The sequence below is a fragment of the Pseudomonas kermanshahensis genome (assembly GCF_014269205.2).
Lineage (GTDB): Bacteria > Pseudomonadota > Gammaproteobacteria > Pseudomonadales > Pseudomonadaceae > Aquipseudomonas > Aquipseudomonas kermanshahensis.
In genome coordinates this window covers 2,262,798-2,286,046 of sequence record NZ_JABWRY020000001.1, presented here as the reverse complement: position 1 = coordinate 2,286,046, position 23,249 = coordinate 2,262,798, and the positions used below count along the sequence as shown (strand labels likewise).

The 23,249-nt window shown below is 62.8% G+C and carries 22 protein-coding genes; 9 read left to right on the top strand and 13 right to left on the bottom strand.

Features of this window, described 5'->3' with window-relative positions:
* Together HU764_RS10620 and HU764_RS10615 are read right to left on the bottom strand one after the other, a co-directional pair.
* The gene (locus tag HU764_RS10620; protein ID WP_186680095.1) at window positions 1-696 is read right to left on the bottom strand and encodes a tRNA (adenine(22)-N(1))-methyltransferase; all 696 of its coding nucleotides are present in this window, start codon (window positions 694-696) and stop codon (window positions 1-3) included.
* Window positions 697-796: 100 nt separating this feature from the next.
* Window positions 797-1,843 (bottom strand): class I SAM-dependent methyltransferase, encoded by a 1,047-nt coding sequence (locus HU764_RS10615; RefSeq protein ID WP_027593492.1) that lies wholly within the window; start codon window positions 1,841-1,843, stop codon window positions 797-799.
* A 256-nt stretch (window positions 1,844-2,099) separates the two neighbouring features.
* Between HU764_RS10615 and HU764_RS10610 the strand changes: the two genes are divergently transcribed.
* Together HU764_RS10610 and HU764_RS10605 are read left to right on the top strand one after the other, a co-directional pair.
* Window positions 2,100-2,660, top strand: a complete 561-nt coding sequence (locus HU764_RS10610) for a hypothetical protein (RefSeq protein WP_186703543.1) — start codon at window positions 2,100-2,102, stop codon at window positions 2,658-2,660.
* Window positions 2,650-2,847 carry a hypothetical protein gene (locus HU764_RS10605; protein ID WP_099430898.1) on the top strand — a complete coding sequence of 66 codons (198 nt, stop codon included), beginning with the start codon at window positions 2,650-2,652 and terminating at the stop codon, window positions 2,845-2,847. The genes HU764_RS10610 and HU764_RS10605 overlap by 11 nt, the downstream gene beginning before the upstream one ends.
* A gap of 78 nt (window positions 2,848-2,925) precedes the next feature.
* On the opposite strand, the gene mqo is transcribed toward HU764_RS10605, so the two are convergent.
* Window positions 2,926-4,515 carry a malate dehydrogenase (quinone) gene (gene mqo / locus HU764_RS10600; RefSeq protein ID WP_186680104.1) on the bottom strand — a complete coding sequence of 530 codons (1,590 nt, stop codon included), beginning with the start codon at window positions 4,513-4,515 and terminating at the stop codon, window positions 2,926-2,928.
* Window positions 4,516-4,671: 156 nt separating this feature from the next.
* Between mqo and HU764_RS10595 the strand changes: the two genes are divergently transcribed.
* Window positions 4,672-5,892, top strand: a complete 1,221-nt coding sequence (locus tag HU764_RS10595) for a putative DNA modification/repair radical SAM protein (protein ID WP_186703544.1) — start codon at window positions 4,672-4,674, stop codon at window positions 5,890-5,892.
* The gene (locus HU764_RS10590; protein ID WP_186703545.1) at window positions 5,883-6,749 is read left to right on the top strand and encodes a TIGR03915 family putative DNA repair protein; all 867 of its coding nucleotides are present in this window, start codon (window positions 5,883-5,885) and stop codon (window positions 6,747-6,749) included. Before HU764_RS10595 ends, HU764_RS10590 begins: the two co-directional genes overlap by 10 nt.
* 27 nt (window positions 6,750-6,776) lie before the next feature.
* Here the strand turns inward: HU764_RS10590 and HU764_RS10585 are convergent, their stop codons facing one another.
* The 3 genes from HU764_RS10585 to HU764_RS10575 form a co-directional block, all read right to left on the bottom strand.
* Entirely contained in the window at window positions 6,777-7,748 is a 972-nt protein-coding gene (locus HU764_RS10585) for a 5-oxoprolinase subunit C family protein (protein ID WP_027593496.1), read from the bottom strand.
* Window positions 7,745-8,632 carry a 5-oxoprolinase subunit B family protein gene (locus HU764_RS10580; protein WP_027593497.1) on the bottom strand — a complete coding sequence of 296 codons (888 nt, stop codon included), beginning with the start codon at window positions 8,630-8,632 and terminating at the stop codon, window positions 7,745-7,747. The genes HU764_RS10585 and HU764_RS10580 overlap by 4 nt, the downstream gene beginning before the upstream one ends.
* Before the next feature lie 93 nt (window positions 8,633-8,725).
* Entirely contained in the window at window positions 8,726-9,484 is a 759-nt protein-coding gene (locus HU764_RS10575) for a 5-oxoprolinase subunit PxpA (protein ID WP_027593498.1), read from the bottom strand.
* A gap of 120 nt (window positions 9,485-9,604) precedes the next feature.
* Between HU764_RS10575 and HU764_RS10570 the strand changes: the two genes are divergently transcribed.
* From HU764_RS10570 to HU764_RS10555, 4 genes are all read left to right on the top strand, one after another.
* Complete coding sequence (locus HU764_RS10570; RefSeq protein ID WP_027593499.1) at window positions 9,605-10,522, top strand: LysR family transcriptional regulator; 918 nt, start codon at window positions 9,605-9,607, stop codon at window positions 10,520-10,522.
* Window positions 10,523-10,698: 176 nt separating this feature from the next.
* Window positions 10,699-12,765, top strand: a complete 2,067-nt coding sequence (gene treS, locus HU764_RS10565) for a maltose alpha-D-glucosyltransferase (protein ID WP_186703546.1) — start codon at window positions 10,699-10,701, stop codon at window positions 12,763-12,765.
* 83 nt (window positions 12,766-12,848) lie between these two features.
* Window positions 12,849-13,478: a riboflavin synthase subunit alpha gene (locus HU764_RS10560; RefSeq protein ID WP_186680111.1), complete on the top strand. Its 630-nt coding sequence runs from the start codon at window positions 12,849-12,851 to the stop codon at window positions 13,476-13,478.
* Window positions 13,479-13,480: 2 nt separating this feature from the next.
* On the top strand, window positions 13,481-14,182 hold the full coding sequence (locus tag HU764_RS10555) for a YoaK family protein (RefSeq protein WP_186680112.1): 702 nt from the start codon (window positions 13,481-13,483) through the stop codon (window positions 14,180-14,182).
* 42 nt (window positions 14,183-14,224) lie between these two features.
* Here the strand turns inward: HU764_RS10555 and proP are convergent, their stop codons facing one another.
* The 6 genes from proP to glaH all read right to left on the bottom strand — a co-directional run bounded on the left by proP (window position 14,225) and on the right by glaH (window position 21,875).
* On the bottom strand, window positions 14,225-15,727 hold the full coding sequence (proP, locus tag HU764_RS10550) for a glycine betaine/L-proline transporter ProP (protein ID WP_027593503.1): 1,503 nt from the start codon (window positions 15,725-15,727) through the stop codon (window positions 14,225-14,227).
* 142 nt (window positions 15,728-15,869) lie between these two features.
* Window positions 15,870-16,844: a porphobilinogen synthase gene (gene hemB / locus HU764_RS10545; protein ID WP_027593504.1), complete on the bottom strand. Its 975-nt coding sequence runs from the start codon at window positions 16,842-16,844 to the stop codon at window positions 15,870-15,872.
* 217 nt (window positions 16,845-17,061) lie between these two features.
* Window positions 17,062-17,955: a PA4780 family RIO1-like protein kinase gene (locus HU764_RS10540; RefSeq protein ID WP_027593505.1), complete on the bottom strand. Its 894-nt coding sequence runs from the start codon at window positions 17,953-17,955 to the stop codon at window positions 17,062-17,064.
* A 119-nt stretch (window positions 17,956-18,074) separates the two neighbouring features.
* On the bottom strand, window positions 18,075-19,466 hold the full coding sequence (gene gabP / locus HU764_RS10535) for a GABA permease (RefSeq protein ID WP_027593506.1): 1,392 nt from the start codon (window positions 19,464-19,466) through the stop codon (window positions 18,075-18,077).
* A 158-nt stretch (window positions 19,467-19,624) separates the two neighbouring features.
* On the bottom strand, window positions 19,625-20,875 hold the full coding sequence (gene lhgO / locus HU764_RS10530; protein WP_099429153.1) for an L-2-hydroxyglutarate oxidase: 1,251 nt from the start codon (window positions 20,873-20,875) through the stop codon (window positions 19,625-19,627).
* 22 nt (window positions 20,876-20,897) lie between these two features.
* Entirely contained in the window at window positions 20,898-21,875 is a 978-nt protein-coding gene (glaH, locus tag HU764_RS10525; RefSeq protein WP_050580735.1) for a glutarate dioxygenase GlaH, read from the bottom strand.
* Window positions 21,876-22,071: 196 nt separating this feature from the next.
* Between glaH and csiR the strand changes: the two genes are divergently transcribed.
* A complete protein-coding gene (csiR, locus tag HU764_RS10520; protein WP_027593509.1) occupies window positions 22,072-22,770 on the top strand; it encodes a DNA-binding transcriptional regulator CsiR in 699 nt (232 codons plus the stop codon).
* Window positions 22,771-22,774: 4 nt separating this feature from the next.
* On the opposite strand, the gene HU764_RS10515 is transcribed toward csiR, so the two are convergent.
* Window positions 22,775-23,206 (bottom strand): multidrug/biocide efflux PACE transporter, encoded by a 432-nt coding sequence (locus tag HU764_RS10515; RefSeq protein ID WP_027593510.1) that lies wholly within the window; start codon window positions 23,204-23,206, stop codon window positions 22,775-22,777.
* Window positions 23,207-23,249: the final 43 nt, after the last annotated feature.

Sequence of the window (23,249 nt, the reverse complement as noted above, 5' to 3'; positions counted from 1 at the left end):
TCAGGCCAATACCTGGTTGATCCAGGTGATTTGCCGGGCGAAATCGTCGCGCTTTTCCTGTGGGATTGCATCCCGGGCGCGTTCGAAGTTGGCCAACGTCTGCTGCTTCTGACGCAACATGCGCTGCCATTTGGTCATGAACGCTGGGCTTTTCTCGCGCATCAACAGTGGGCCGAAGTACAGTTCTTCGGCGGTATACGCCACTGCCTCACACGGTTCGGCGACGATGATTTCGTAGTCGAAGCGGTTCTCCCGCAGCAACTCTTCGCTGACGATGCGATAGCCATTGGTCATTAGCCAGCCCCGCAGCGCGCACTCGCCGCCATTGGGTTGCAGGATCAGGCGCTCGGTGCCGTTCAAGCGATGCTTGCCGCGTTCCAGAATTTCGCACAGGGTGTCGCCGCCCATGCCGCAGAGGCTGACGGCAGAGATCCGGTCGTTTATTTCGATCGCCTCTAGCCCATCGGCCAGGCGAATGGTGATGCGTGCTTCCAAGCCATTGCGGCGCACATTGCGCTGAGTGGAGGCAAAGGGCGTCTGCGCCACTTCACCGGCCACGCCGGCTTCGATAGTGCCGCGCAGCATCAACGCTACCGGCAAGTAACCGTGGTCCGAGCCGATATCGGCCAGGCGCGCGCCGTGTGGCACATGCGCCGCCACGCGCTCCAGGCGCATGGAGAGTGTCTGTTCGTTCAACGTAAGCCCCTTGCTCGACAACCGGGCGCGATTCTGACGATCAGGGCGCGGCATTACAATGCGTAAAAGCCGAATGGCCCGGTTGCGGCAAGGGCAGCGGCTATTTACGCGCCTCCAGGATGAGGTTGAACGGTGTCTGCGTCGCACGCCGGAACCGAGTGAACCCCGCCTCTTCGAACACCGCCCGCAGCCGTGCCTCCCCGGCCTGGGCACCCAACCCCAATCCCACCTCCTGAGACAGCGAGTTCGGCGTGCAGATAAACGTCGACGCTGCGTAGAACAAGCGCCCTACCGGCGTCAGGTTGCCCTCCAGCGAGTCTTCGGCGTACGGTTCCACCAGCATCACCGTGCCGTCAGCCTTCAAGGCACGGTAGGCATGGCGCGCCGCGCCCACTGGGTCACCCATGTCGTGCAGGCAATCGAAGAAACACACCAGGTCATGGTCGTGGCCGGGGTAGTCTTTAGCAGTGGCCTGCTGGAAATGCACCCGCGCGCCCAACCCCGCCTCTTCGGCGCGCTGGTTGGCGGTGGCGATGGATGGCCCGTGATAGTCGTAGCCAACAAAGGTCGATGCAGGAAACGCCTGGGCCATGACCAACGTCGAGGCGCCATGGCCACAGCCCACATCGGCCACCTTGGCGCCCGCTTGCAGTTTCGCCACTACCCCGTCCAGCGCCGGCAGCCACTCGGCCACCAGGAACGTCCGATAACCCGGCCGGAAGAACCGCTCGGTGCCGCTGAACATGCACGGGTGGTGGTCGCCCCACGCCAACCCGCCGTCGCCACGCATGGCCGCGACCAGCTTGTCTTTGTCGTGAAACAGCGCCGCCACCACTGCGGCGCCACCGGCCATGTAGGCCGGCGAGTCCTCCAGCGCCAGGGCCATGGCCTGTTCTTCGGGCAGCACGAAACTGCCCTTGTCATGCACCATGTAGCCCGACGCCGCCTGGGCATTGAGCCATTCGCGCACCAGGCGCGGGTGGCAACCGGTCTTGGCCGCGAGCGCGTCGGGGGTGGTCGGCAGGCTGTCGGCCATTGCCCGGTACAGCCCGAGTTCGTCGCCCAGAATGACATTGGCCAGGGTCGCCGCAGCGCCCATGTCACCCACCAGCTTGCCCATGAATTCGTGAAGCCGTGCCTCGTCCATGACCTGCCCTCCTCTGCAAGAAGGCCACCGTCGACGAGGGAAGTCCGGGTCCGAGGGGGCGGTGGTCGAATGATTTGAAAGGCGCGCCGCACCACCATCTGCGACGGGCTGTTTGTAAGTTTAGATGCCAAGAACTAAGCAGAGGCGGTTTTGGACTACGTCTACCCGGGAAAACAAGAAGGAGGTTATCGGCCACTTCTGGTGACCGTTAGCAATAGCATCAAACACCTGATAACGGCTGGTGATGTGATTGCAGATGGACGCTATAGAACTGGCAGCACTGATTGGCTTCAAGCAGGCTGCTCGAGGCCAAATAGTACTGGAAACCCGGAACAGAACCCTCAACCTGGATAACCGGTTAATGGTCGAGGAAATTGATCATAAGGCTATAGAGGCCCATGAGCGCTGGCATCCCAACCCACATGACTTCGGCTGGGATCGTGTGTTGCAATGGAAGCGCCGACGTGCTCATGCACGCGCGCTGGACATTGCCATATGGCATGGCAATGCGCTTGCTGGCCTTTGTTGGGCTTCACCACAAGGCAGCAAGGAAAAGATCATGGTGCTTTACCTTCAGCGTAACCCAGACAATTACCTGGTGACACGAGGCTACATAGCGCCCTTGTGCATGAGCGGCGTCCGCTTCTACGCCCTTATGCTCGGGTTGAAATGGGTTGTAGTGAAAGACCCACTCCCTGAAGCGCGTATCGCCTATCAACAGAATGGTTTCCGGCAGGTAAAAGGTATCGGGCTTGCCTATGACCTACGTGGTGATTATGCTGCCTTCAACCATGAGGAAATACATGATGTCGACTAAAAGCAGCGATTTCAGCGCATCTGTAGCGCATTTCAGGGCAATTGCTGACGCAAAACTGACGCGCTTGCGGCAGTCGGCGCAGTACGAGAGTTTGCTGAATGGGGACGCAGTAGAAGCGTTCACCAAGGTCGAGGGATCTGTCTACGCGGGTGCCTCAGGCAAGCGCCGCAAGTGCTCGCTTGGCTGAACCTGACTGCGCGGCTCTGGAGAAGCAGCCGCGCAAGCCAGCAACAGTGATTGCCCCAATAACACCAACCTCGAACTTTTACGGCGCTTCACCACCCGACGGTGGATTCAGTTGCAGCACCTCATTGGTATACGTCCACTCCTGCTGCACCCTGTCCGGGTGCTCGTTCAGGCGAATGCCGTAAGACGGCACGATCTGCTTGATCTTCGCTTGCCACTGCGGCGAGGCCACCTTGTCCTTGAACACCTTGTTCAACACATCCAGCATGATCGGCGGCGCGGTCGAGGCACCCGGTGAGGCCCCAAGCAGGCCGGCGATGCTGCCGTCCTTGGACGTGACCACTTCGGTACCCAGCTTGAGCACCCCACCCTGGGCCTCGTCCTTCTTGATGATCTGCACCCGCTGGCCGGCTTGCCACAGGCGCCAGTCTTCCTTCTTGGCCTCGGGGAAGTAGGTGCGCAGCGCTTCGAAGCGGTCATCGTCCGACTGCAAGACCTGACCGACCAGGTACTGCACCAGATCGAACTCACGTACCCCTACCCTCACCATCGGCCAGGCGTTGTGCACACTGGCGCTGGCGAACAGGTCGAGCAACGAGCCCTGCTTGAGGAACTTGGTCGAGAAGGTAGCAAACGGCCCGAACAGGATCATGCGCTTGCCATCGAGGACACGGGTGTCCAGGTGCGGTACCGACATCGGTGGCGCGCCGGTTGCCGCAATGCCATAGGCCTTGGCCATGTGGCGCTGGGCAATGGCCGGGTTATCGGTGACCAGGAACGAACCACCGACCGGGAAGCCGGCATAGTCCTTGGCTTCATCGATGCCCGACTTCTGCAACAGGGGCAGCGCCGCGCCGCCGGCGCCGATGAACAAGAACTTGGCATCGGTGGCCGCCTGGCTGCCATCTTTCAGGTTCTTGTACTCGACATGCCATGAGCCGTCGTCGTTGCGGGTGATGTCCTGTACCTCGCTCGACAGCTTGAGGCCGAAGTTAGGCCGAGTCTGCAGGTAACCCACATACTGCCGAGTGATCTCGCCAAAGTTGACGTCGGTACCGATCGGCGTCCAGGTCACGGCCAATTTCTGATTGGGGTCGCGGCCCTCCATCATCAAGGGCACCCATTTGCGGATCTGTTCGTGGTCTTCGGAATACTGCATGGGCTTGAACAGCGGGCTGGCTTGCAACGCCTCATAACGCTTCTTCAGGAAGCGAATGTTGTCGTCGCCCCAGACGAAGCTCATGTGCGGTGTGGTGTTGATAAAGGAATGGGGGTTCTTCAACACGCCCTGCTTGACCTGCCAGGCAAGGAATTGGCGGGTGATCTGGAATGACTCGTTGATCTCCACGGCCTTGCTGATGTCGATCTTGCCATCTTTTTCTGGCGTGTAGTTCAGCTCGGCCAAGGCCGAGTGGCCGGTACCGGCGTTGTTCCAGCCGTTGGAGCTTTCTTCGGCCACCTTGTCCAGGCGCTCGACCATCTCCATCGACCAGCCGGGCTCCAGCTCGTTGAGCCAGATAGCCAGGGTCGAACTCATGATGCCGCCGCCCACCAGCAGTACATCGACCTTTTTGGTTTCAGCGGCCTGGGCGTTGAGCATGACTGCGCCCAACCCCATGGCCAGCGCCAGGCCGGCCAGCGCCCGCTTCGCTTCGATCGTGATTGTCATGTCCTCTCCCGCGCGCCTCGTTGCTGTCCGTAAGTCCAGCACAAGCTTAGCTGACGGATTTACTCGGGCATTGATCCACCGCCTTCATCGATTGGGCTTGCAATCAGGGCATTCTCAAAATACTGTATGAATATTCAGTGTTTCGAGTCAGCCGCCATGCAACTCATCGCCAAACTCGGCATTCTTGCCGACGCCGCCAAGTACGATGCTTCTTGCGCCAGCAGCGGTGCGCCCAAGCGTAGTTCGCGCGGCAGCGAAGGCCTGGGTGCCACCGATGGCATGGGCATTTGCCACAGCTATACCCCGGACGGGCGCTGCGTATCGCTGCTCAAGGTGTTGCTGACCAACTTCTGCCTCTACGATTGCCAGTACTGCGTCAACCGGCGCTCCAGCAACGTGCCGCGGGCGCGCTTTACCCCAGAAGAGGTGGTGCGCCTGACCCTCGACTTCTACCGGCGCAACTGCATCAGCGGCCTGTTTCTCAGTTCGGGCATCATCCGCTCGGCCGACTACACCATGGAGCAATTGATCCGCGTGGCACGCCTGCTGCGCGAGGAGCACAACTTCCGCGGCTACATCCACCTCAAGACCATCCCCGATGCCGACCCGCTGCTGATCGAAGAAGCCGGGCGCCTGGCAGACCGCCTGAGCGTCAACATCGAGTTACCGACCGACGCCAGCCTCAAGCGTCTGGCCCCTGAGAAACACGCGCACACCATCCGCCAGGCCATGGCGGTCATCCACCACGGCCAGCAAGCCGTGGCCAACGAACCCAAGGCGCCGCGCTTTACCCCGGCCGGGCAAAGCACCCAGGTCATCGTCGGCGCAGACGCCACCGACGACAGCACCCTGCTGCGCAATGCCGAGTCCTTGTACCAGGGCTACGGCCTCAAGCGCGTGTACTACTCGGCTTTCAGCCCGATCCCCGACAGCCCCGACAGTGTGCCCCTGGCAGCGCCGCCGCTGCTGCGGGAACACCGCCTGTACCAAGCCGACTTCCTGCTGCGTGGCTATGGCTACAAGGCCGGCGAACTGCTGGCGCGAAGCGGCAACCTGGCACTGGACATCGACCCGAAGCTTGCGTGGGCGCTGGCCAACCGTGAGGTCTTCCCGCTGGATGTGAACCGCGCCGAGCCAGCCTTGCTGGCACGCATCCCGGGCATCGGCCTGCGCAGCGTGCAGCGTTTGGTAGCGCTGCGACGAGAGCGGCGCATCCGCTACGACGACCTGATTCAACTGCGCTGCGTGCTGGACAAAGCGCGCCCATTCATCGTCACCAGTGACTACCGCCCGGCCCAGGCCGAGCTGCGCAGCGGCCTGCTGCGCGAACGCCTGCGCGAACCCCAGGCACCGGTGCAAATGGGGTTATGGGGATGATCGCGCTCAACTGCGATGACAGCTTCGCCACCTGGCGTGACCAAGCCCGAACGCTGCTCGGCCATGGCATTGACCCAGCCGACGTCACCTGGTCACAAGGCCCGATCGATGATCTGCTGGCCATCCCTGCACCGCTGCCCCAAGGCCCCGGCCCGTTTCGCGGCAAAGTGCCGGCAGCGCTACTGAGCCAGCTGGAGCAGGCAGCCTGCTACCGCGGCGAGCAACGCTGGAACCTGCTGTACGAAGTGCTCTGGCGCGTGGCCCATGGTGACCGCACCGCGATGCTGGCCGGCGATCGCCTGGGCAGCGAATTGCACCGGCGCATCAAACAGGTCAGCCGTGAAGCCCATCACCTGCATGCCTTTGTACGCTTCGTGCCGCTACCCGAAGCGTTGGCGCAGCAGCTGCAACTGGACCTGGTCGCCTACTACGAACCCGCCCACGACATCCTGCACAGTGCCAGTGCGCATTTCGCCGACCGCCTGGGCCGGCAACGCTGGTTGATCGCCACCCCCGCCGACGCTATCCGCTTCGACGGCCAGGCCTTCGACTACCGGCGCACCTGCCCTGACGAGTGGCGGCAATGGGCACGCAATGCCGACGACCCCGGCGCCGAGCTGTGGCGCACCTACTATCGCCACACCTTCAACCCCGCCCGCCTCAACCCGGACGCGCTGCGCCTGCACATGCCGGGGCGGTTCTGGCGGCATTTGCCGGAAGGGATGCTGATACCCCAGCTCGAAGGCCTGGCACGCCAGGGTAAGCAGCGGGATGGGCAGGCGCTGGAGGTGGCTGCGCAGCGGGGAAAGCAAATAAACGAGAACGGCCAGAGAATACCGAAATCCTCTGACCGATAACGGGAAAGCAAGATCCGGCCCCAGCACTCAGCCAAACAGCCTGGCAACACACCCCAGCTTCTTCTTGTACGACCGCCGCGCCTCCAACGCCTGCTCCAGGCTCACCGGCAAAAACCGCGCCTGCTGATTAGGCTGCATCTGCCCGACCAGGTCCAGGTCGGCACTGATCACGGTGCCGATCATGGCATACCCGCCTCCGGACACCGCATCGCGGTGCAGAATGATCGGCTCCAGCCCCGCCGGCACCTGGATCGAGCCGATCGGATAGCAGCTGTCGACGATGTTCGAGGGGTCCGAGCCGGCGCCAAACGGCTGCTCACGCGGCTGGAAACTCAATGGGCTACCGCCTTTGTAGCGGTAGCCGATTCGGTCTGCCTCGGAGCCGACGGTCCACGCCTCGGTAAAGAAGCGCTGCGCCGCTGCATCGGTCAGGCGATGGAAATACAAGCCTGGGACCACCCGCAACACCACCTCGCCACCCAGCGACTGTCGCAACGCCATCGGCAGGCTCGCGCCGGCGCGGGTCTTGCCGCTGGGCACACCGACCGGCAGCACATCGCCTGCCAGCAACTTTCGCCCATGGTGCCCACCCAAGGCCCCCAGCGCGTAAGTCGATCGGCTGCCGAGCACCTCGGGCACATCGATACCTCCGGCGACAGCCAGGTACGCCCGGGCACCTGCTGTGGGGAACCCGAAGCGCAACACCTGCCCTGCCCTGACCGCGAACGCGGTGTCAGGGCGCTGCTCACGGCCGTCGAGCAATGCCGGCATCTGCGCGCCGCACACCGCCACCAGCGCATCCTGCTGGAACTCAAGTTCTGGGCCCACCAGCGCGCATTCAAGCCCCGCAGCGCCTGCCGGGTTGCCGACCAGATGGTTGGCTGCGCTCAAAGCGTACTGGTCAAGCGCCCCGGAAGGCGGAATGCCCAGGTGGTAATAGCCCTCGCGACCGAGGTCCTGTACCGAGGTGGCCAGGCCGGGTTTGAGTACCTTGATCATGCCAGCACCTCCTGCAGCGTCTTGGGGTAGCCGACCGGGTCGGCGAGGAAGGCATCCAGGGAGAACGCAACCGGACGAATGCGCAGGTTGAAGCAACCGTCTTCCACATCCGCCACCGCCTGGTCATAGGCGCGGCGGTCGATCGGCTTGAACTGCACGATGTCACCCGGGCGGAAGAACACCATGTGCGCCTTGAGGTAGGCCAGCGTCTGCTGCGGGTCGTAGATCGGTGCCGGGGTGACGCCAAACATCTGGTAGCCTCCCGCCCCGCGCACCGAGTAGATGCAACCGAAGCACCCGCCATGGCCAAGGGTCAGCTTGGGCGTGTCGGTACGTGGGCGCAGGTACTTGGGCACCTGCAGTTGCCGCTCGCGCTCGACCATCTGGAACATGAACGGCAGGCCGGCGACGAAGCCAACCATCGACACGAACCAGGGTGCGCCGCTGTGGGCGGCGATGAACGCCTCGACATCGGCCAGGCCGTTGACGCGCGCCGCATACTCAAGGTCGGTGCTGCTCGGGTCCTGGTGGCGATCGCGAAAACGCATCAGGGTTTCGTGGGTCCAGGGGTCGTTGTACAGCACCGGGATTTCGATGATGCGGGTGTGCAGCGAGCGCTCGGCCACCGCCTCTGCCTCGGCGCCGCGTACGGCTTCGAGCAGGGCCTCGGGGGCAATACGGTCAGGGTCGAAGCGGATCTGGAACGACGCGTTGGCCAGGCACACGTCGAGGACGCCCTCCAGGCCAAGCCGCTCCACCGCGCGGGTGACGGCCATGCCTTTGAAAAAGGCCTCCAGCGACATGCTGTCACTGACTTCGGCAAACAGGTGCTCGTCGGCACCGAAGCTGTAGCGGATCGGGGTAGAAGCAACCGGCTCGGCCATGACTGTTCCTTTTCTTGGAATCTTTATAGAAAGGCAGGCGAAATCAAATCGATGCAGCGGCCCCGGCCTAGGTGCGCCAGGTGCCGGTAAAACTCAGCGTGGTGCACGCACCTCGATACCGGCCTGATCCAGCGCCTTGCGCGTTGCCTCGACCAGGTCGAGTGCGCCGGGGGTATCGCTGTGCAGGCAGATGGAATCGAACGTGATGGCCAGGTCCTGCCCCTCGACCGTGCGCACCAGGCCTTGCTGGCAAGCGCGCAGCACGCGCTCGGCGACGGCCTCGGGTTGGTAGCCGCGCACGTTGCGGGTGAACACGATGGAGCCGCTCATATCGTACTCGCGGTCGGCATAGAACTCGCGCACCACCGGCTGGCCCAGTTCTTCGGCAATACGGCAGATCACCGAGCCTGGCATGCAGTACAACAACAATTGCGGCTCGACCACGCGCAGGTTCTGCACCAGCAGCCGGGCCGCCACCTCATCGCGCGCCAGGTGCATGTACAACGCGCCGTGGGGCTTGATGTGCTGCAAGGTCACACCTTGCGCACGGGCGATTTCACGCAGCGCACCCAGCTGGTAGAGGATGTCGTCGACCAGCTCCTGGGCGGTGGCATTGATGTGCCGGCGGCCGAAACCGACCAGGTCACGAAAGCCTGGGTGTGCACCGACGCCCACGCCCAGCGCCTTGGCCCGCTCGACAGTGCGGCGCATGGTGCCGGGGTCGCCGGCATGGAAGCCGGTGGCGATGTTGGCCGAGCTGATAAAAGCCATCAGCTCGTTGTCGACGCCATCACCGATGGTCCACGGGCCGAAGCCCTCACCCATGTCCGAATTGAAATCCACCACCTGCATGAACGTATCTCCTGGCACTTGTGACTGCATGCAAGCCACGTTAGATTTTCCACACCCCCTTGGGAAGATCTATAAACAGATAGGGTGTCTTCTGAAAATCAGATACACCGGGAGCCAACCGTGTCATTGACCCTGCGCCAGGTCCGCTACTTCGTCGCCACTGCCGAGATCGGCCAGATTTCACAGGCGGCGATCCACCTGAACATTTCCCAGTCGGCGGTGACCACCGCAATCAAGGAACTCGAAGCGATGCTCGGCGTGCTGCTGTTCCAGCGCTCGGCCCAGGGCATGAGCCTGACCGAGGCGGGCCGGCACTTTCTGAACCGCGCCTACGTGATTTTGCGCAGCGTCGACGATGCGCTGAACAGCCCGCTGCCAGACGTGCGCGCCAGCGGCCTGCTGCGCCTGGCGGCGAGCTATACGGTGATTGGCTACTTCTTGCCACACCACCTGCAACGCCTCGAACACTGGCACCCGGACGTGACCCTGGAAGTGCATGAGCAGGAGCGCAGCGCGATCGAGCAAGGGCTGCTGGAGGGGCGCTTCGACATGGCCGTGGTGCTCACCGCCAACCTCACCCACCCGGATATCGTCTCGGAAACCCTGTTCAACTCCGAACGCCGGCTGTGGCTGCCCGGCCACCACCCGCTGTGCGAGCGCTCGGCGGTGAGCCTGGCCGATGTGGCCAGCGAACCGTTCATTCTGCTGACCGTGGACGAAGCCGAACAAAGTGCCATGCGTTACTGGGAGCAGGCCGGGCAGCGGCCCAGCGTGCGCGTGCGGACCAGCTCGGTGGAGGCCGTGCGCAGCATGGTTGCCAATGGCAGCGGCGTGGCGATCCTCTCCGACCTGGTGCACAGGCCATGGTCGCTGGAAGGCAAGCGGATCGAGACAGTGACCATCAGCGACCCGGTCACGCCGATGAGCGTGGGCCTGGCCTGGCATCGCGAGCGGGCGTTCAGCCCGGCGATGCAGGCGTTGCGCAACTACTTTCATGGTGCATTTCTGGCACCGCAGCAGTTGTCGGCGCGGCGGTGAACCGCTGGGTTGCCGACCTCACGGAATACGCGTCCCTGGGGCTGCTTCGCAGCCCTTTCGCGACGCAAGGCCGCTCCTACACACAAAACGTGCAGGAGGCGTAGACCTGATCCGAACGTTCCGCCTGCAACGCCGTCATAACTGTGGCCGGTGCCGACACGCAGAGAGGACGCGAGATGACCCAACCCGACCCGTCATACATCAAGTGGCTCGAGGACCGTTCCATGCTCAAGGCCTCCCAGGAACGGGCTCGCCTGTATTCGGGGCAATCGCGCCTGTGGCAGAACCCCTACGCCGAAGCCCAGCCCCGCCGCGCCACTGAAATCGCCTCGGTGTGGCTCACGGTCTACCCCGACGCCATCATTGCCCCAGAGGGCGGCTCGGTGCTGGCGGCCTTGGCCCACGAGGCGCTGTGGAAGCGTTTGTCGGAAATTGGCATACAAGGCGTGCACACTGGCCCGATCAAACAGTCCGGCGGCGTGCGTGGCCGCGAGTTCACCCCCAGCGTGGACGGTAACTTCGACCGCATCAGCTTCGGCATCGACCCGCTCTACGGCAGCGAGCAGGACTTGATCCAGATGAGCCGCATGGCCGCTGCGCACAACGCTGTGACCATCGATGACCTGATCCCTTCGCACACCGGCAAAGGTGCCGACTTCCGCCTGGCTGAGCTGGCACACGGGGCCTACCCTGGGCTCTACCACATGGTCGAAGTGCGCGAGGAAGACTGGCCGCTGCTGCCCGAGGTGCCGGCAGGCCGTGATGCGGTCAACCTGTTGCCGGCTGTGTGCGACGAGCTCAAGGCCCGCCACTACATCGTCGGTCAGTTGCAGCGGGTGATCTTCTTCGAGCCTGGGGTCAAGGAGACCGACTGGAGCGTCACCCCGCCCATCACCGGCGTCGATGGCAAGACCCGGCGCTGGGTGTACCTGCACTACTTCAAGGAAGGGCAGCCGTCGCTCAACTGGCTCGACCCAACCTTCGCCGCCCAGCAGATGATCATCGGGGATGCCCTGCATGCGCTGGACTGCCTGGGCGCGCGTGGCCTGCGCCTGGATGCCAATGGTTTTCTCGGGGTGGAAACGCGGCTCCAGGGCACCGCCTGGTCCGAAAGCCACCCGCTGTCGATCGTCGGCAACCAGTTGATTGGCGGCATGATTCGCAAGGCGGGCGGGTTCAGCTTTCAGGAGCTTAACCTGACAATCGACGACATTGCCCAGATGTCCACGGGCGGCGCCGATCTGTCCTATGACTTCATCACCCGCCCCGCCTACCAGCATGCACTGCTGACCGGCGACACCGAGTTCCTGCGCCTGATGCTCAAGGAAATGCACGCGTTTGGGATCGACCCGGCGTCCTTGATCCACGCCCTGCAAAACCATGACGAGCTGACCGTCGAGCTGGTGCACTTCTGGACGCTGCATGCCCATGACATGTACCTGTTCAAGGGCCAGACCCTGCCTGGCAGTATCTTGCGTGAGCACATTCGCGAAGAAATCTATGAGCGTTTGTCTGGCGAACATGCCCCCTACAACTTGCGCTTCGTCACCAATGGCATCAGTTGCACCACCGCCAGCCTGATCACCGCCGCGCTGGGTATCCGCGACCTTGCGCAGATCGACGCAGCGGATATCGAGCGCATCCAGAAAATCCACCTGCTGCTGGTGATGTACAACGCCATGCAGCCCGGTGTGGTCGCACTGTCCGGCTGGGACCTGGTCGGCGCCCTGCCCTTGCCTGCCGAGGCGGTGGCCGAACGGATGCTCGATGGCGACACCCGCTGGATCCACCGTGGCGGCTACGACCTGGCCGGGCTCGCCCCCGACGCCGAGGCGTCGGTGCGCGGCATGCCCCGGGCGCGGGCGCTCTACGGCAGCCTCGACAGCCAGCTCGAGAACAGCGACTCGTTCGCCAGCAAGGTGAAAAAACTGCTGGCCGTGCGCCAGGCCTATGGCATCGCCACCAGCCGCCAAGTGCTGGTGCCCGAGGTCAGTAGCCCTGGTTTGCTGGTGATGGTGCACGAGCTGCCAGCGGGGCGCGGCATCCAGATCAGCGCACTGAACTTTGGCCAGACGGTCATTGCCGAGGAGCTGCTCTTGACCGGCTTCACACCGGGAACGGTGGTGGACATGATCAACGAGACGGTCGAGGGGGATTTGACCGAAGATGGGCGCTTGATGGTCAACCTGGAGCCGTACGAGGCGCTGTGCCTGCGCATCGTGAACAGCAGCGGGCATGTGTGAGGGGCAGCGGCCGCCTTGCTTTTACCGCTTCAGAGGCATAGCTTCCGGGGGACTTCATTTTCCCGTGCCCAGGAGCAATTTCCATGTACACCGGCATCGTCCAGGCCGTTCGCCCGCTGCTTGCTGTGACCCCTTACCCAGGCCACCGGCAGTTCACCGTCGACCTCACCCCTGAACTGCTCGACGACCTCAAGATCGGCGCCAGCGTCAGTGTCGAGGGCACGTGCCTGTCCGTCACCGAGATCGACGGCACCCAGGTGAAGTTCGACGCCATGAATGCCACCCTCGAACGCACCAACCTGCGCTGCCTGACGGCCGGCCAAAGCGTGAACATCGAGCGCTCGGCGAAGATGAACGCGGAGGTTGGCGGCCACCTGATGGCTGGGCACATCGCCACCACCGCCGAGATCGTCGAACAGGTGATCGAAGAGACCGGTGCGTTCATCCGTTTCCGCATGCCAGCGCAATGGGCCAAGTACGTATTCCCCCGCGGCTTCCTGGGGGTCAACGGTTGCAGCCTGACCGTCGCCGATGTCGATGACAATGTCATCACCATCAACCTGATCCCCGAGACCTTGCGCCAGACCACGTTCGCCCACTACAAGGCTGGCGAGCTGCTCAACATCGAAGTGGACCACCAGACCATGGTGCTGGTCGATGTGGTCGAGCGAACGCTCAAGGGCACGCTGGCCCGCGAAACACTGCTGCGCTGAGCATGCTGCCCAACGCACTGCCCGCCCGCAACGCACGACGGCTGAAGCTGCAGGCCCTGCGCGGTCGCGTGGGCCTGGGGCTGGTAGCCGCGCTGTCGGTACTGGCCGGCATGACGGATGCTATCGGCCTGCTGGCGCTGGGTGATTTCGTGTCGTTCATGAGTGGCAACACCACCCGTCTGGCAGTGGCCATCAGCGAGGCGGACCTGGCCATGGTGCTGCGCCTGAGTGGTGCGGTGCTCGGCTTTGTAGCAGGCAATGCGCTGGGCGTGATACTGGCCCGGGCCTGCCGACGCCGCGCCTGGCCGGTGCTGCTGGTGGTCGCCGTACTGCTTGGCATGGCGGCGGCCTGGCCCCTGCAAGCCACCTTTCCGGCGCTGCTGGCAGCGACGCTGGCGATGGGCATGATCAATGCCGTGGTCGAACAGGTGAATGGCCTGCCGATCGGCCTGACCTATGTCACCGGCGCCCTGTCCCGCTTCGGCCGCGGCTTGGGGCGCTGGTTGCTGGGCGAGCGGCGCAACGGCTGGCGAGTACAGCTGGTGCCTTGGGCTGGCATGCTGCTGGGCGCCGCACTGGGCGCCTGGCTTGAGCACCAACTGGGCCTGCAGGCGCTGGCAGGCAGTTGCGCGCTGGCGTGCCTGCTGGCCCTGGTGACTCGGTTCATTCCGCGCTCATGGCAACGCGGCTACATGCCGCGTTAATCAAACGCTGCGGGTAGCGCCGAAGAACCCTCGGCCCGTCCCTTAATCGATGCGCGGGTGTTGCTGCACCAGCAGTTTGCGCTTGGCCTCAAGCTCGGCGATCTGCGTGTCGATGTCCTCGATCTTCTGCTCGATATTGTCGTGGTGCTCCTGCAGCAGCTCGCGCGCTTCATCGATGTCCGATGCGGCAGGTGCTGCGCCGCGCAGCGGCTTGTTGGCGGTCTCTTTCATGGTCAGGCCAGTGATCAGGCCGATGGCCGCGATCACCATCAGGTAATACGCCGGCATGTACAGGTTGCCCGTGCTTTCCACCAGCCAGGCCGCCAAGGTCGGGGTAAGCCCCGCGATCAGCACCGAGATATTGAAGGCACTGGCCAACGCGCTGTAGCGGATATGCGTGGGGAACATCGCCGGCAACGTCGACGCCATCACGCCGATAAAGAAGTTCAGCAGCACGGCAATGATCAACAGCCCGGCAAAGATCAGCCCGAGCGCACCGCTGTTGATCAGCATGAAGGCCGGAATGGCCAGCGCGAACAGCCCGACACTGCCGACCATGATGAAAGGCCGGCGGCCGAACTTGTCGCTGAGCAGGCCGATGATCGGTTGCACGAACAGCATGCCGACCATGATCGCAATGATGATCAGCACCCCGTGGTCTTCGCTGTAATGCAGGTTGTGCGACAGGTAGCTGGGCATGTAGGTGAGCAGCATGTAGTAGGTGACGTTGGTGGCGATCACCACGCCAATGCAAGTCACCAGGCTGCGCCAGTGTTGGGTGGCGACTTCCTTGAACGACACCTTGGGGCCGGAGGCCAGGCCTTCGCGGTCGCCCTGCTCAAGCTTCTCGACGTGTTGCTGGAACGCAGGTGTTTCTTCCAGCGCATGGCGCAGGTACAGACCAATGATGCCCAGCGGCAGGGCCAGGAAGAACGGCAGGCGCCAGCCCCACTCAAGGAACTTCTCCTCGCCCAGCACGGTGGAAATCAACACCACCACGCCTGCGCCGAGCACAAAGCCTGCGATCGAGCCGAAATCCAGCCAGCTGCCGAGGAAGCCGCGTTTGCGGTCGGGTGCGTACTCGGCAACGAAAATCGACGCCCCGGTGTATTCACCGCCCACCGAAAAGCCCTGGGCCATCTTGGCCAGCAACAGCAGGATGGGCGCCCAGATGCCGATGGTGGCGTAAGACGGTATCAGGCCGATGGCAAAGGTGCTCAACGACATGATCACGATGGTCGCGGCGAGAATCTTCTGCCGGCCGAACTTGTCGCCCAGGGCGCCGAAGAACAACCCGCCCAGCGGGCGAATCAGAAACGGTACCGAGAACGTCGCCAGGGCGGCGATCATTTGCACACTGGGGTCGGCGTTGGGGAAGAACACCTTGCCGAGCGCGTAGGCAACGAAGCCATAAACGCCGAAGTCGAACCACTCCATGGCGTTGCCCAGTGCGGCAGCGGTGATCGCTTTGCGCATCTTGGCGTCGTCGACGATGGTGATATCTTTCAAGCCAATTGGCTTGACGCTTTTCTTGCGAGATTTCATGCCCATTTCCTTGTCACTGAATGCTCTATGGCATCAGAGACAAAGGGACACAAAATAATTCAGCGCTTAGTAAATTTTTTGTGGCTAGAGGCCATCTTCGGGTATTCGCGGCCCTTGGAGGGCCGCGAATACCTTCTACTGATCAGATGCCTTCGCGGGCCAGGTCCATGGCGAAGTAGGTCAGGATCAGGTCGGCGCCGGCGCGCTTGATGGCACCGATGCTCTCACGCACCACGCGCCCTTCGTCGATGGCACCGGCGAGGCCGCCGAACTTGATCATCGCGTACTCGCCACTGACCTGATACGCCGCCAGCGGCAGGCGCGAGGCCGCGCGGATGTCGGCGATCACGTCCAGGTAGGCACCGGCCGGCTTGACCATCAGCACATCGGCCCCTTCCTGCTCGTCGAGCAACGATTCGCGCACGGCTTCGCGGCGGTTCATCGGGTTCATCTGGTAGCTCTTGCGGTCGCCTTTGAGCGCAGTGCCGCCCGCTTCGCGGAAGGGGCCATAGAGCGACGAGGCGAACTTGGTCGAGTAAGCCATGATGGCAGTGTCATGGAAGCCTGCGGCATCCAGGGCGCCGCGAATTGCCTGGACCTGACCGTCCATCGCCGCCGATGGCGCGATGAAGTCGGCACCGGCTGCGGCCGCGACCACGGCCTGCTTGCCCAGGTTGGCCAGGGTGGCGTCGTTGTCCACGCCGTGGTCGTGCACCACGCCGCAATGGCCATGGCTGGTGTATTCGCAGAAGCAGGTGTCGGACATCACGATCATTTCCGGCACGGTGTCCTTGCAGATCCGCGCCATGCGCGCCACCAGGCCGTTTTCGTTCCAGGTGTCACTGCCAACCTCGTCCAGATGGTGCGAGACACCAAAGGTCATCACCGACTTGATGCCGGCGCGGGCGTAGCGCTCGATTTCCTGCGCCAGCAGCTTTTCAGGGATGCGGTTGACGCCAGGCATGCTGGTGATCGGCACGAAATCGTCAATGCCTTCTTCGACGAAGATCGGCAGGATCAGGTCTTCAAGGCGAAACTCGGTTTCCTGGAAGATCGAGCGCAGGGATTCGTTCTGGCGCAGACGGCGCGGACGAACGGAGGGGAAACGGTTGGACATGACAGCTCCAGGGAATATGGACGGCGTACACCATATGCCTGTTGAGCTTCAGTGAAAAGGCTGAATGACGAGATTGTGTCTTGCGGTGGGAGTAATAGCGGAGATTTGCAGCGCATGTGCCGGCCCCTTCGCGGGTACACCCGCTCCCACAGGGGTGGGGGCGCCCATCAGGTACAGCGCTTTGGGTAAAAGCGGCGCTGTACCTGTGGGTGACTGTTTACTGCAACCAGGGCGGTGGCGGTTCTTCGCCCTTGACCGGACCGCGCTCGGCATCGGCCAGCGCCGCTCGGCGGCGGGCGTCGTCGAGCCGTGCGGCGTCGATTTCGCGCAGCACGCCATCCACGTCGGCAGCCTCGTCATCCTCCTCGTACTCGCCGGTCAGCGGGCTGTCCGGTTTCAGCTCGCCGGCCTCGTACAACGCCCACATTTCCTGCGCGTAACGGGTGCTCTTGAGCTCTGGGGCGAAGCGGCCGAAGTACAGCGCCATGTTGCCCACATCACGTTGCAACATGCTGAACGCATGGTTGTTACCGGCCGCATCCACCGCCTGCGGCAAGTCGATGATCACCGGGCCTTCAGGGCCAAGCAACACGTTGAACTCGGACAAGTCACCATGCACCAGCCCCGCGCACAGCATCAACACGATCTGGCGGACGACGAATGCATGGAACTCGCGGGCCTCGTCGGCTTCCAGGTGCACGTCGTTCAGGCGTGGCGCGGCATCGCCATCGGCGTCCGTCACCAGCTCCATCAACAGTACGCCATCCTGGAAATCATAAGGCTTGGGCACCCGGACACCGGCACTGGCCAGGCGGAACAGGGCCGCCACTTCGGCGTTCTGCCAGGCGTCCTCGGCCTCTTTGCGGCCGTATTTGGAGCCTTTGGCCATGGCCCGGGCCTGGCGGCTGTTGCGGACCTTGCGGCCTTCCTGGTACTCGGCGGCTTGGCGAAAGCTACGTTTGTTGGCTTCTTTGTAGACCTTGGCGCAGCGCACTTGGGTACCGCAACGCACCACGTAGACGGCTGCTTCCTTGCCGCTCATCAAAGGTCGCAGTACTTCGTCGACCAGGCCGTCTTCGATCAGGGGTTCGATTCTTTTTGGAGTCTTCATCAGGCTTGAGTTCTGGGGTCCTGTGGCCGAGCCGTGGAGGTGGCGGTCATCCTCTCACAGCCTGATGGATCTTGCTCGTCTGTGATGCAACGTTCGTCTGTTCAGGGTGTTTCGGGCGCCTAGGCGCCCTGCCCCACAGCACTGCCTTGCGCCACCCGCGCCCGTCGGCGGGTGATCAACAACCCCGAGCACACCACGAACACCGCCAGCACCATTGTCGAAACCACTTCAAGGCGATGATCCGGGCGGAACAGCATCAGCACCAGCACGCTGCTGATGAACAGGATCACGCCCCAGGTCAGCCACGGGAACAGCCACATGCGGTAGCTCAGCGTCTTGCCCTGGGCGGTCAGGCGCTTGCGCAGGCGCAGCTGGGAAATGGCGATAACCAGATAAACCAGCAAGGCAATGGCGCCGGAGCTGGCCATCAGGAAGCCGAACACCTTGGCCGGCACCAGGTAGTTGGCGATTACCGCCAGGAACGCCGCCCCGGTAGACAACAGCACCGCGACAATCGGCGTACCGCTGCGGCTGGTCACCTGCGCACAGGCCGGCGCGTCACCACGGCGGCTCAACGAATAGACCATGCGTGAGGCGGTGTACAACGACGAGTTCAGGCAGCTGGTCACCGAAGTCAGCACGACGAAGTCGATGATGGCCTTGGCATGCGGCACGCCGAGCGTATCCAGCACCGTGACATACGAGCCTTCAGTGGCCAGCCGTGGGTCGGTCCAAGGCACCAGCGCGATGACGATGAAGATCGACAGGATGTAGAACAGCGTGATCCGCCAGATCACCGAGTTGGTGGCCTTGGAGATGTGCTTGCCCGCCTCGTCGGACTCTGCAGCGGCAATGGTCACCACCTCGGCCCCAAGGAACGAGAACATGGTGATCAGCATGGCGCTGAGCACCGCGCCGAAGCCGTTGGGCATGAACCCACCGGTATCCCACAGGCGCGAAACACCGCTGACACCGGAGCTGGGCAGCAGGCCGAAAATGGCACAGGCACCCAGAATGATGAAGGCGACGATGGCAATGACCTTCACCAGCGCCAGCCAGAACTCGAATTCACCGTAGTTTTTCACGCTGAACAGGTTGGTGGCGGTCAGCAGCAGCGTAATCACCAACGACAATACCCAGATCTCCATCTGCGGCACGTAGGTGTTGATGATGGTGGCGGCAATGTTGGCTTCGATGGGGATGATCAACACCCAGAACCACCAGTACAGCCAACCGATGGTGTAGCCGGCCCACTTGCCGATGGCAAGGTCGGCATAGGTGGAGAACGAGCCGGTGTCCGGCGAAGCGACTGCCATTTCCGCCAGCATGCGCATCACCAGCACCACCAACCCGCCCGCCAGGATATAGGCCAGGATGGTTGCAGGCCCGGCTTCGGCGATGGCCCGCCCAGAGCCAACGAACAGGCCGGCGCCGATCACCCCGGCAATGGACAGCATGGTGACATGCCGCGATTTCAATCCATGACTCAAATTGTTTTTGTCTGTTTGCATGGTCTTACCTTCTTATTCTTGTCATGCCCGCGCTAGGCCGTCAGCACGCATGTCTAGCGAACGTGGGCGCGAAAAAGCCCGCCCTGCCCTAAATGGTGAGTAGGGCAAGGACGGGTTGAGTAAAACGAAACGCAGATCCGCCGGGGTTAGCTGCCGCCTCAGCCCGCAGCGCGCTGCTTGCCCGCCAAGTCAGGCTTGAGCGAGCCGCCCCCTTGGCGGCTGACTTGTTCGCAGACCTTCTCGACGATGTAGGCGCCGATCGGAATGGCAGAGGTGGCGGCAGGCGACGGCGCATTGCACACGTTCACGCTGCGTGCGGAGTTGACGAAGAGGAAGTCGTCGATGAGCTTGCCATCGCGTGACACCGCCTGTGCCCGCACACCCGCCGGGTATGGCGTGAGGTCGTCCTTGGTGATGCTCGGGCAGTACTTCTGCACCTGCTTGAGGTAGCCGCCCTTGAACAGCGAGTTTTTCATCTCGATCAGGCCCGGCCGCAGGTTCTTGGCCAGCACCTTGAGGATGCCGGGTGTGGTCAGGGTCTGGAACATGTCGCCAAGGCTGACGTCGGACTTGCGATAACCTTCGCGCTTCATCGCCAGTACCGCGTTTGGCCCGACGGTCACGGTACCGTCGATCATCCGCGTCAGGTGCACACCCAGAAACGGCATGGACGGGTCCGGAATCGGGTAGATCAGGTGGTTGACGATCTGGTTGTGCTGCTTGGGCAGCAAGTAGTACTCGCCGCGGAACGGGCAAATCACGAAATTGGTCTGGATGCCCAGCATGCTCACCACGCGGTCGGCCATCAGCCCCGAGCAGGTGACCAGGAAGCGGCTGTGGAACTCATCGCTGCGGGTACGCACGATCACCTCACTGGCGCGCTCTTCCAGGCCAATCACCTCGGCGCTGTAGCGGATCTCGCCACCGGCACGCTGGAACTGACGGCCCATGGCCGCCGTGACCTCGGCGTAATTGACGATGCCGCTGGAGGGGACAAAGATCCCGCCCAGGCCGACGATGTTGGGCTCGCGCTCATGCAACTCGGCAGCAGACAGCCATTCACGCTCCAGGCCATTGGCCGCAGTGCGCTCCCACAACGCCTTCATGCGTTGCATTTCCAGGTCGTTGGTGGCCACCAGCAGCTTGCCACACTCATCGAAGGCGATGCCGTGCTCGGTGCAAAAGGCCTTGGTCGCCTTGTTGCCTTCCAGGCAGAAGCGCGCCTTGAGGCTGCCAGGGGTGTAGTACACCCCGGCATGGATCACGCCGCTGTTGTGCCCGGTCTGGTGGCGGGCCGGGCCGGACTCTTTCTCCAACAGGAGAATCTTGGCGTCCGGGTACACCTTGATCAGGTGCATGGCAGTGGACATGCCCACAATGCCACCGCCGATGATGATGAAGTCGTACACAGTGTTACCTCCCGCGCCGTGTTTACTGGCCGCGCTGGTACAGCGGCTTGGGGAAGGCGACATAGCCGCGTTGGCGCATCAGCTCGCGGCGCAAGCCATCGTGCGGGGTGAAGCGGTCGCGGCCGTGGAGCCAGAACAGATTATTGATCAAGACGAAGCTGCCCACTGCCACCGGAACGGAAAGTTTCTTGTCGCTGCCCTCCAGCGATTCGGACAAGGCGTTCAGCCAGATACCTTCCTCGAAGTTTTCCGGCTGCACGAACTGGTCGATGTAGCGCATGGTCGGCCGGCCTTCGGTATCGGTATCGAACACCGAATGGAACACGTCCTCGGCCACTTTCTTGCTCGGTGGCGCGGTCCAGCGCATCTCACGGCGCGCCATCGGGTGGCGGAAGAACGCGTCGCAGTCCTCCCAGTCGTCCAGGTGCAGCAGCAGCGAATTGCCGCCTTCCATGTTCTTTTCGTCGATCTTCAGCATCAGCACATAGTCGGTGATCTGGTTCACGAAGGTGCCGTCGTTGTGCAGCTCCATGACGCGGTGTGGCTGGCGCAGGTAGCTGTCGGAGTTGTCGCTGTTCACGACCACGAAGCGGGCGTAGTACTGGCCGCTCATGGCGTCGTAGTTGGAGCGACCGATCAGGTGGGCGCAGGCGGTGGTGAACTTGACCATGTCCTCGGCCTGGCTCACGTCATCCAGCCCGACCGGGGTGATCAGCATGCCGCCGCTGGCGCGGTCGAGGATGGTGTTGAGCAATACCGGGCGCAGCGTGCCTTCGCACAGATCATCAAGGATTTCGCCCACCCGGAAACGCAGGAACGACTTGTACTCCAACGCCTGCACCGGCCACTCGGCCACGGCCTTGACGAACGCCTCCACGGTCTCGCGGGCAAAGGTCAGTTCAAGCAGACGCGGCGACTGCTTCGAAGGGGCGATGGTGTAACCCCGCGGTTCGAGTGGCAACGGCATGACAAGTTCGTCGATCTGCGTAAAAGCGTTCATGGCTAGGTCCTGGCAGAAAAAGTGAGTGGCGCCGCCCAGTGTGTGATCTGGATCAGTGCAGGCGAAGCAAAAATATCGCCACTCAACGAAAATGTCTACATTTTTATAAAACGAAGATAAAGAGCGAGTATGTCCATTGTTTTTCGTCCGCCAGTGGTTTCGGTATGATCGGCAAAACGTTTTGAGGAACAGGACCTTGGAAGCGCTCGCGCCCCGACAAAATTCAGCATTCAGCGGGTATGAGAGGCTCAAGAAAGACATCATCCGTGGCGTGTTCAAGCCGGGGGAAAAGCTCTTGATGAGCACCCTCAAAGACCGCTATGAACTGGGTGTAGGGCCTCTGCGCGAGGCGCTCTCGCAGTTGGTGGCCGAGCACCTGGTGAATGCCATCAGCCAGAAGGGCTACCGTGTCGCCCCCATGTCACTGGCGGAGATGAACGACATCTACGATGCCCGCGCCAACCTGGAAGCCATGATCATCAGCCTGGCCATCGAACGCGGCGACGACGCCTGGGAGGCCTCGGTGCTGGCCTGTTCGCATACCTTGGCCAAAGTGGTGGAAGTGAAAACCCGCGAGCAGCGCCTGGACGTCTGGGACGAGCGGCACAAGGCGTTTCACACCGCCATCGCCTCCGGCTGCGGCTCCAAGCACTTACTGCAGGCACGCACCTACCTGTTCGACCAGGCCGAGCGTTATCGGCATCTGTGGCTGACGCAGACGGTGTTTTCCGAGCAGGCCCTTGAACTCAAGCGCCAGGAGCACGCGGCGTTGGTGGAGGCGATTCTGGCCCGCGACGCCAAGCGCGCCAGCGCCATGATGCACTCGCACCTGATGACCCCCGTGCCAATCATCGCGCAAATCATGCATGCCGAGGGCATCGGGCGCGGGGAGTAGGCCGTCAGGCGGCGGCCTGGCGCTGGACCACATAGTGCCGGGCTTTGTCGAACGCCCAGTTGTACACCACGGTGTAGGGCAGGATGATCACGAAGAAGCCCAACTCGACCATGAACGCCTGAAGCAGCGAAATATCCAGCATCCAGGCCGCCACGGGCAGGCACCACACCACCAGGCCTGCCTCGAAGCCCAGGCCATGGGCGACACGCGCCCAAGGCTTCCAGGCAACCCGTTCGGTCTGCACGACGCGGTCGATCAGTGCGTTATAGGCCACGTTCCAGGCCATGGCGATCACTGACAGGGTCACCGCCAGCCCCCCGGCCGTTGCCAACGACTTGCCCAGCACCCAGGACAACAGCGGTGCGCACAACAGCACAGCGAATACTTCATAACCTACGGCATGGACCATGCGTTCGGTGAAAGAGACCTTTTTCATCTTGAATTCCATCATTTGCTTGAGACGTGCTTCCTATTTTCTT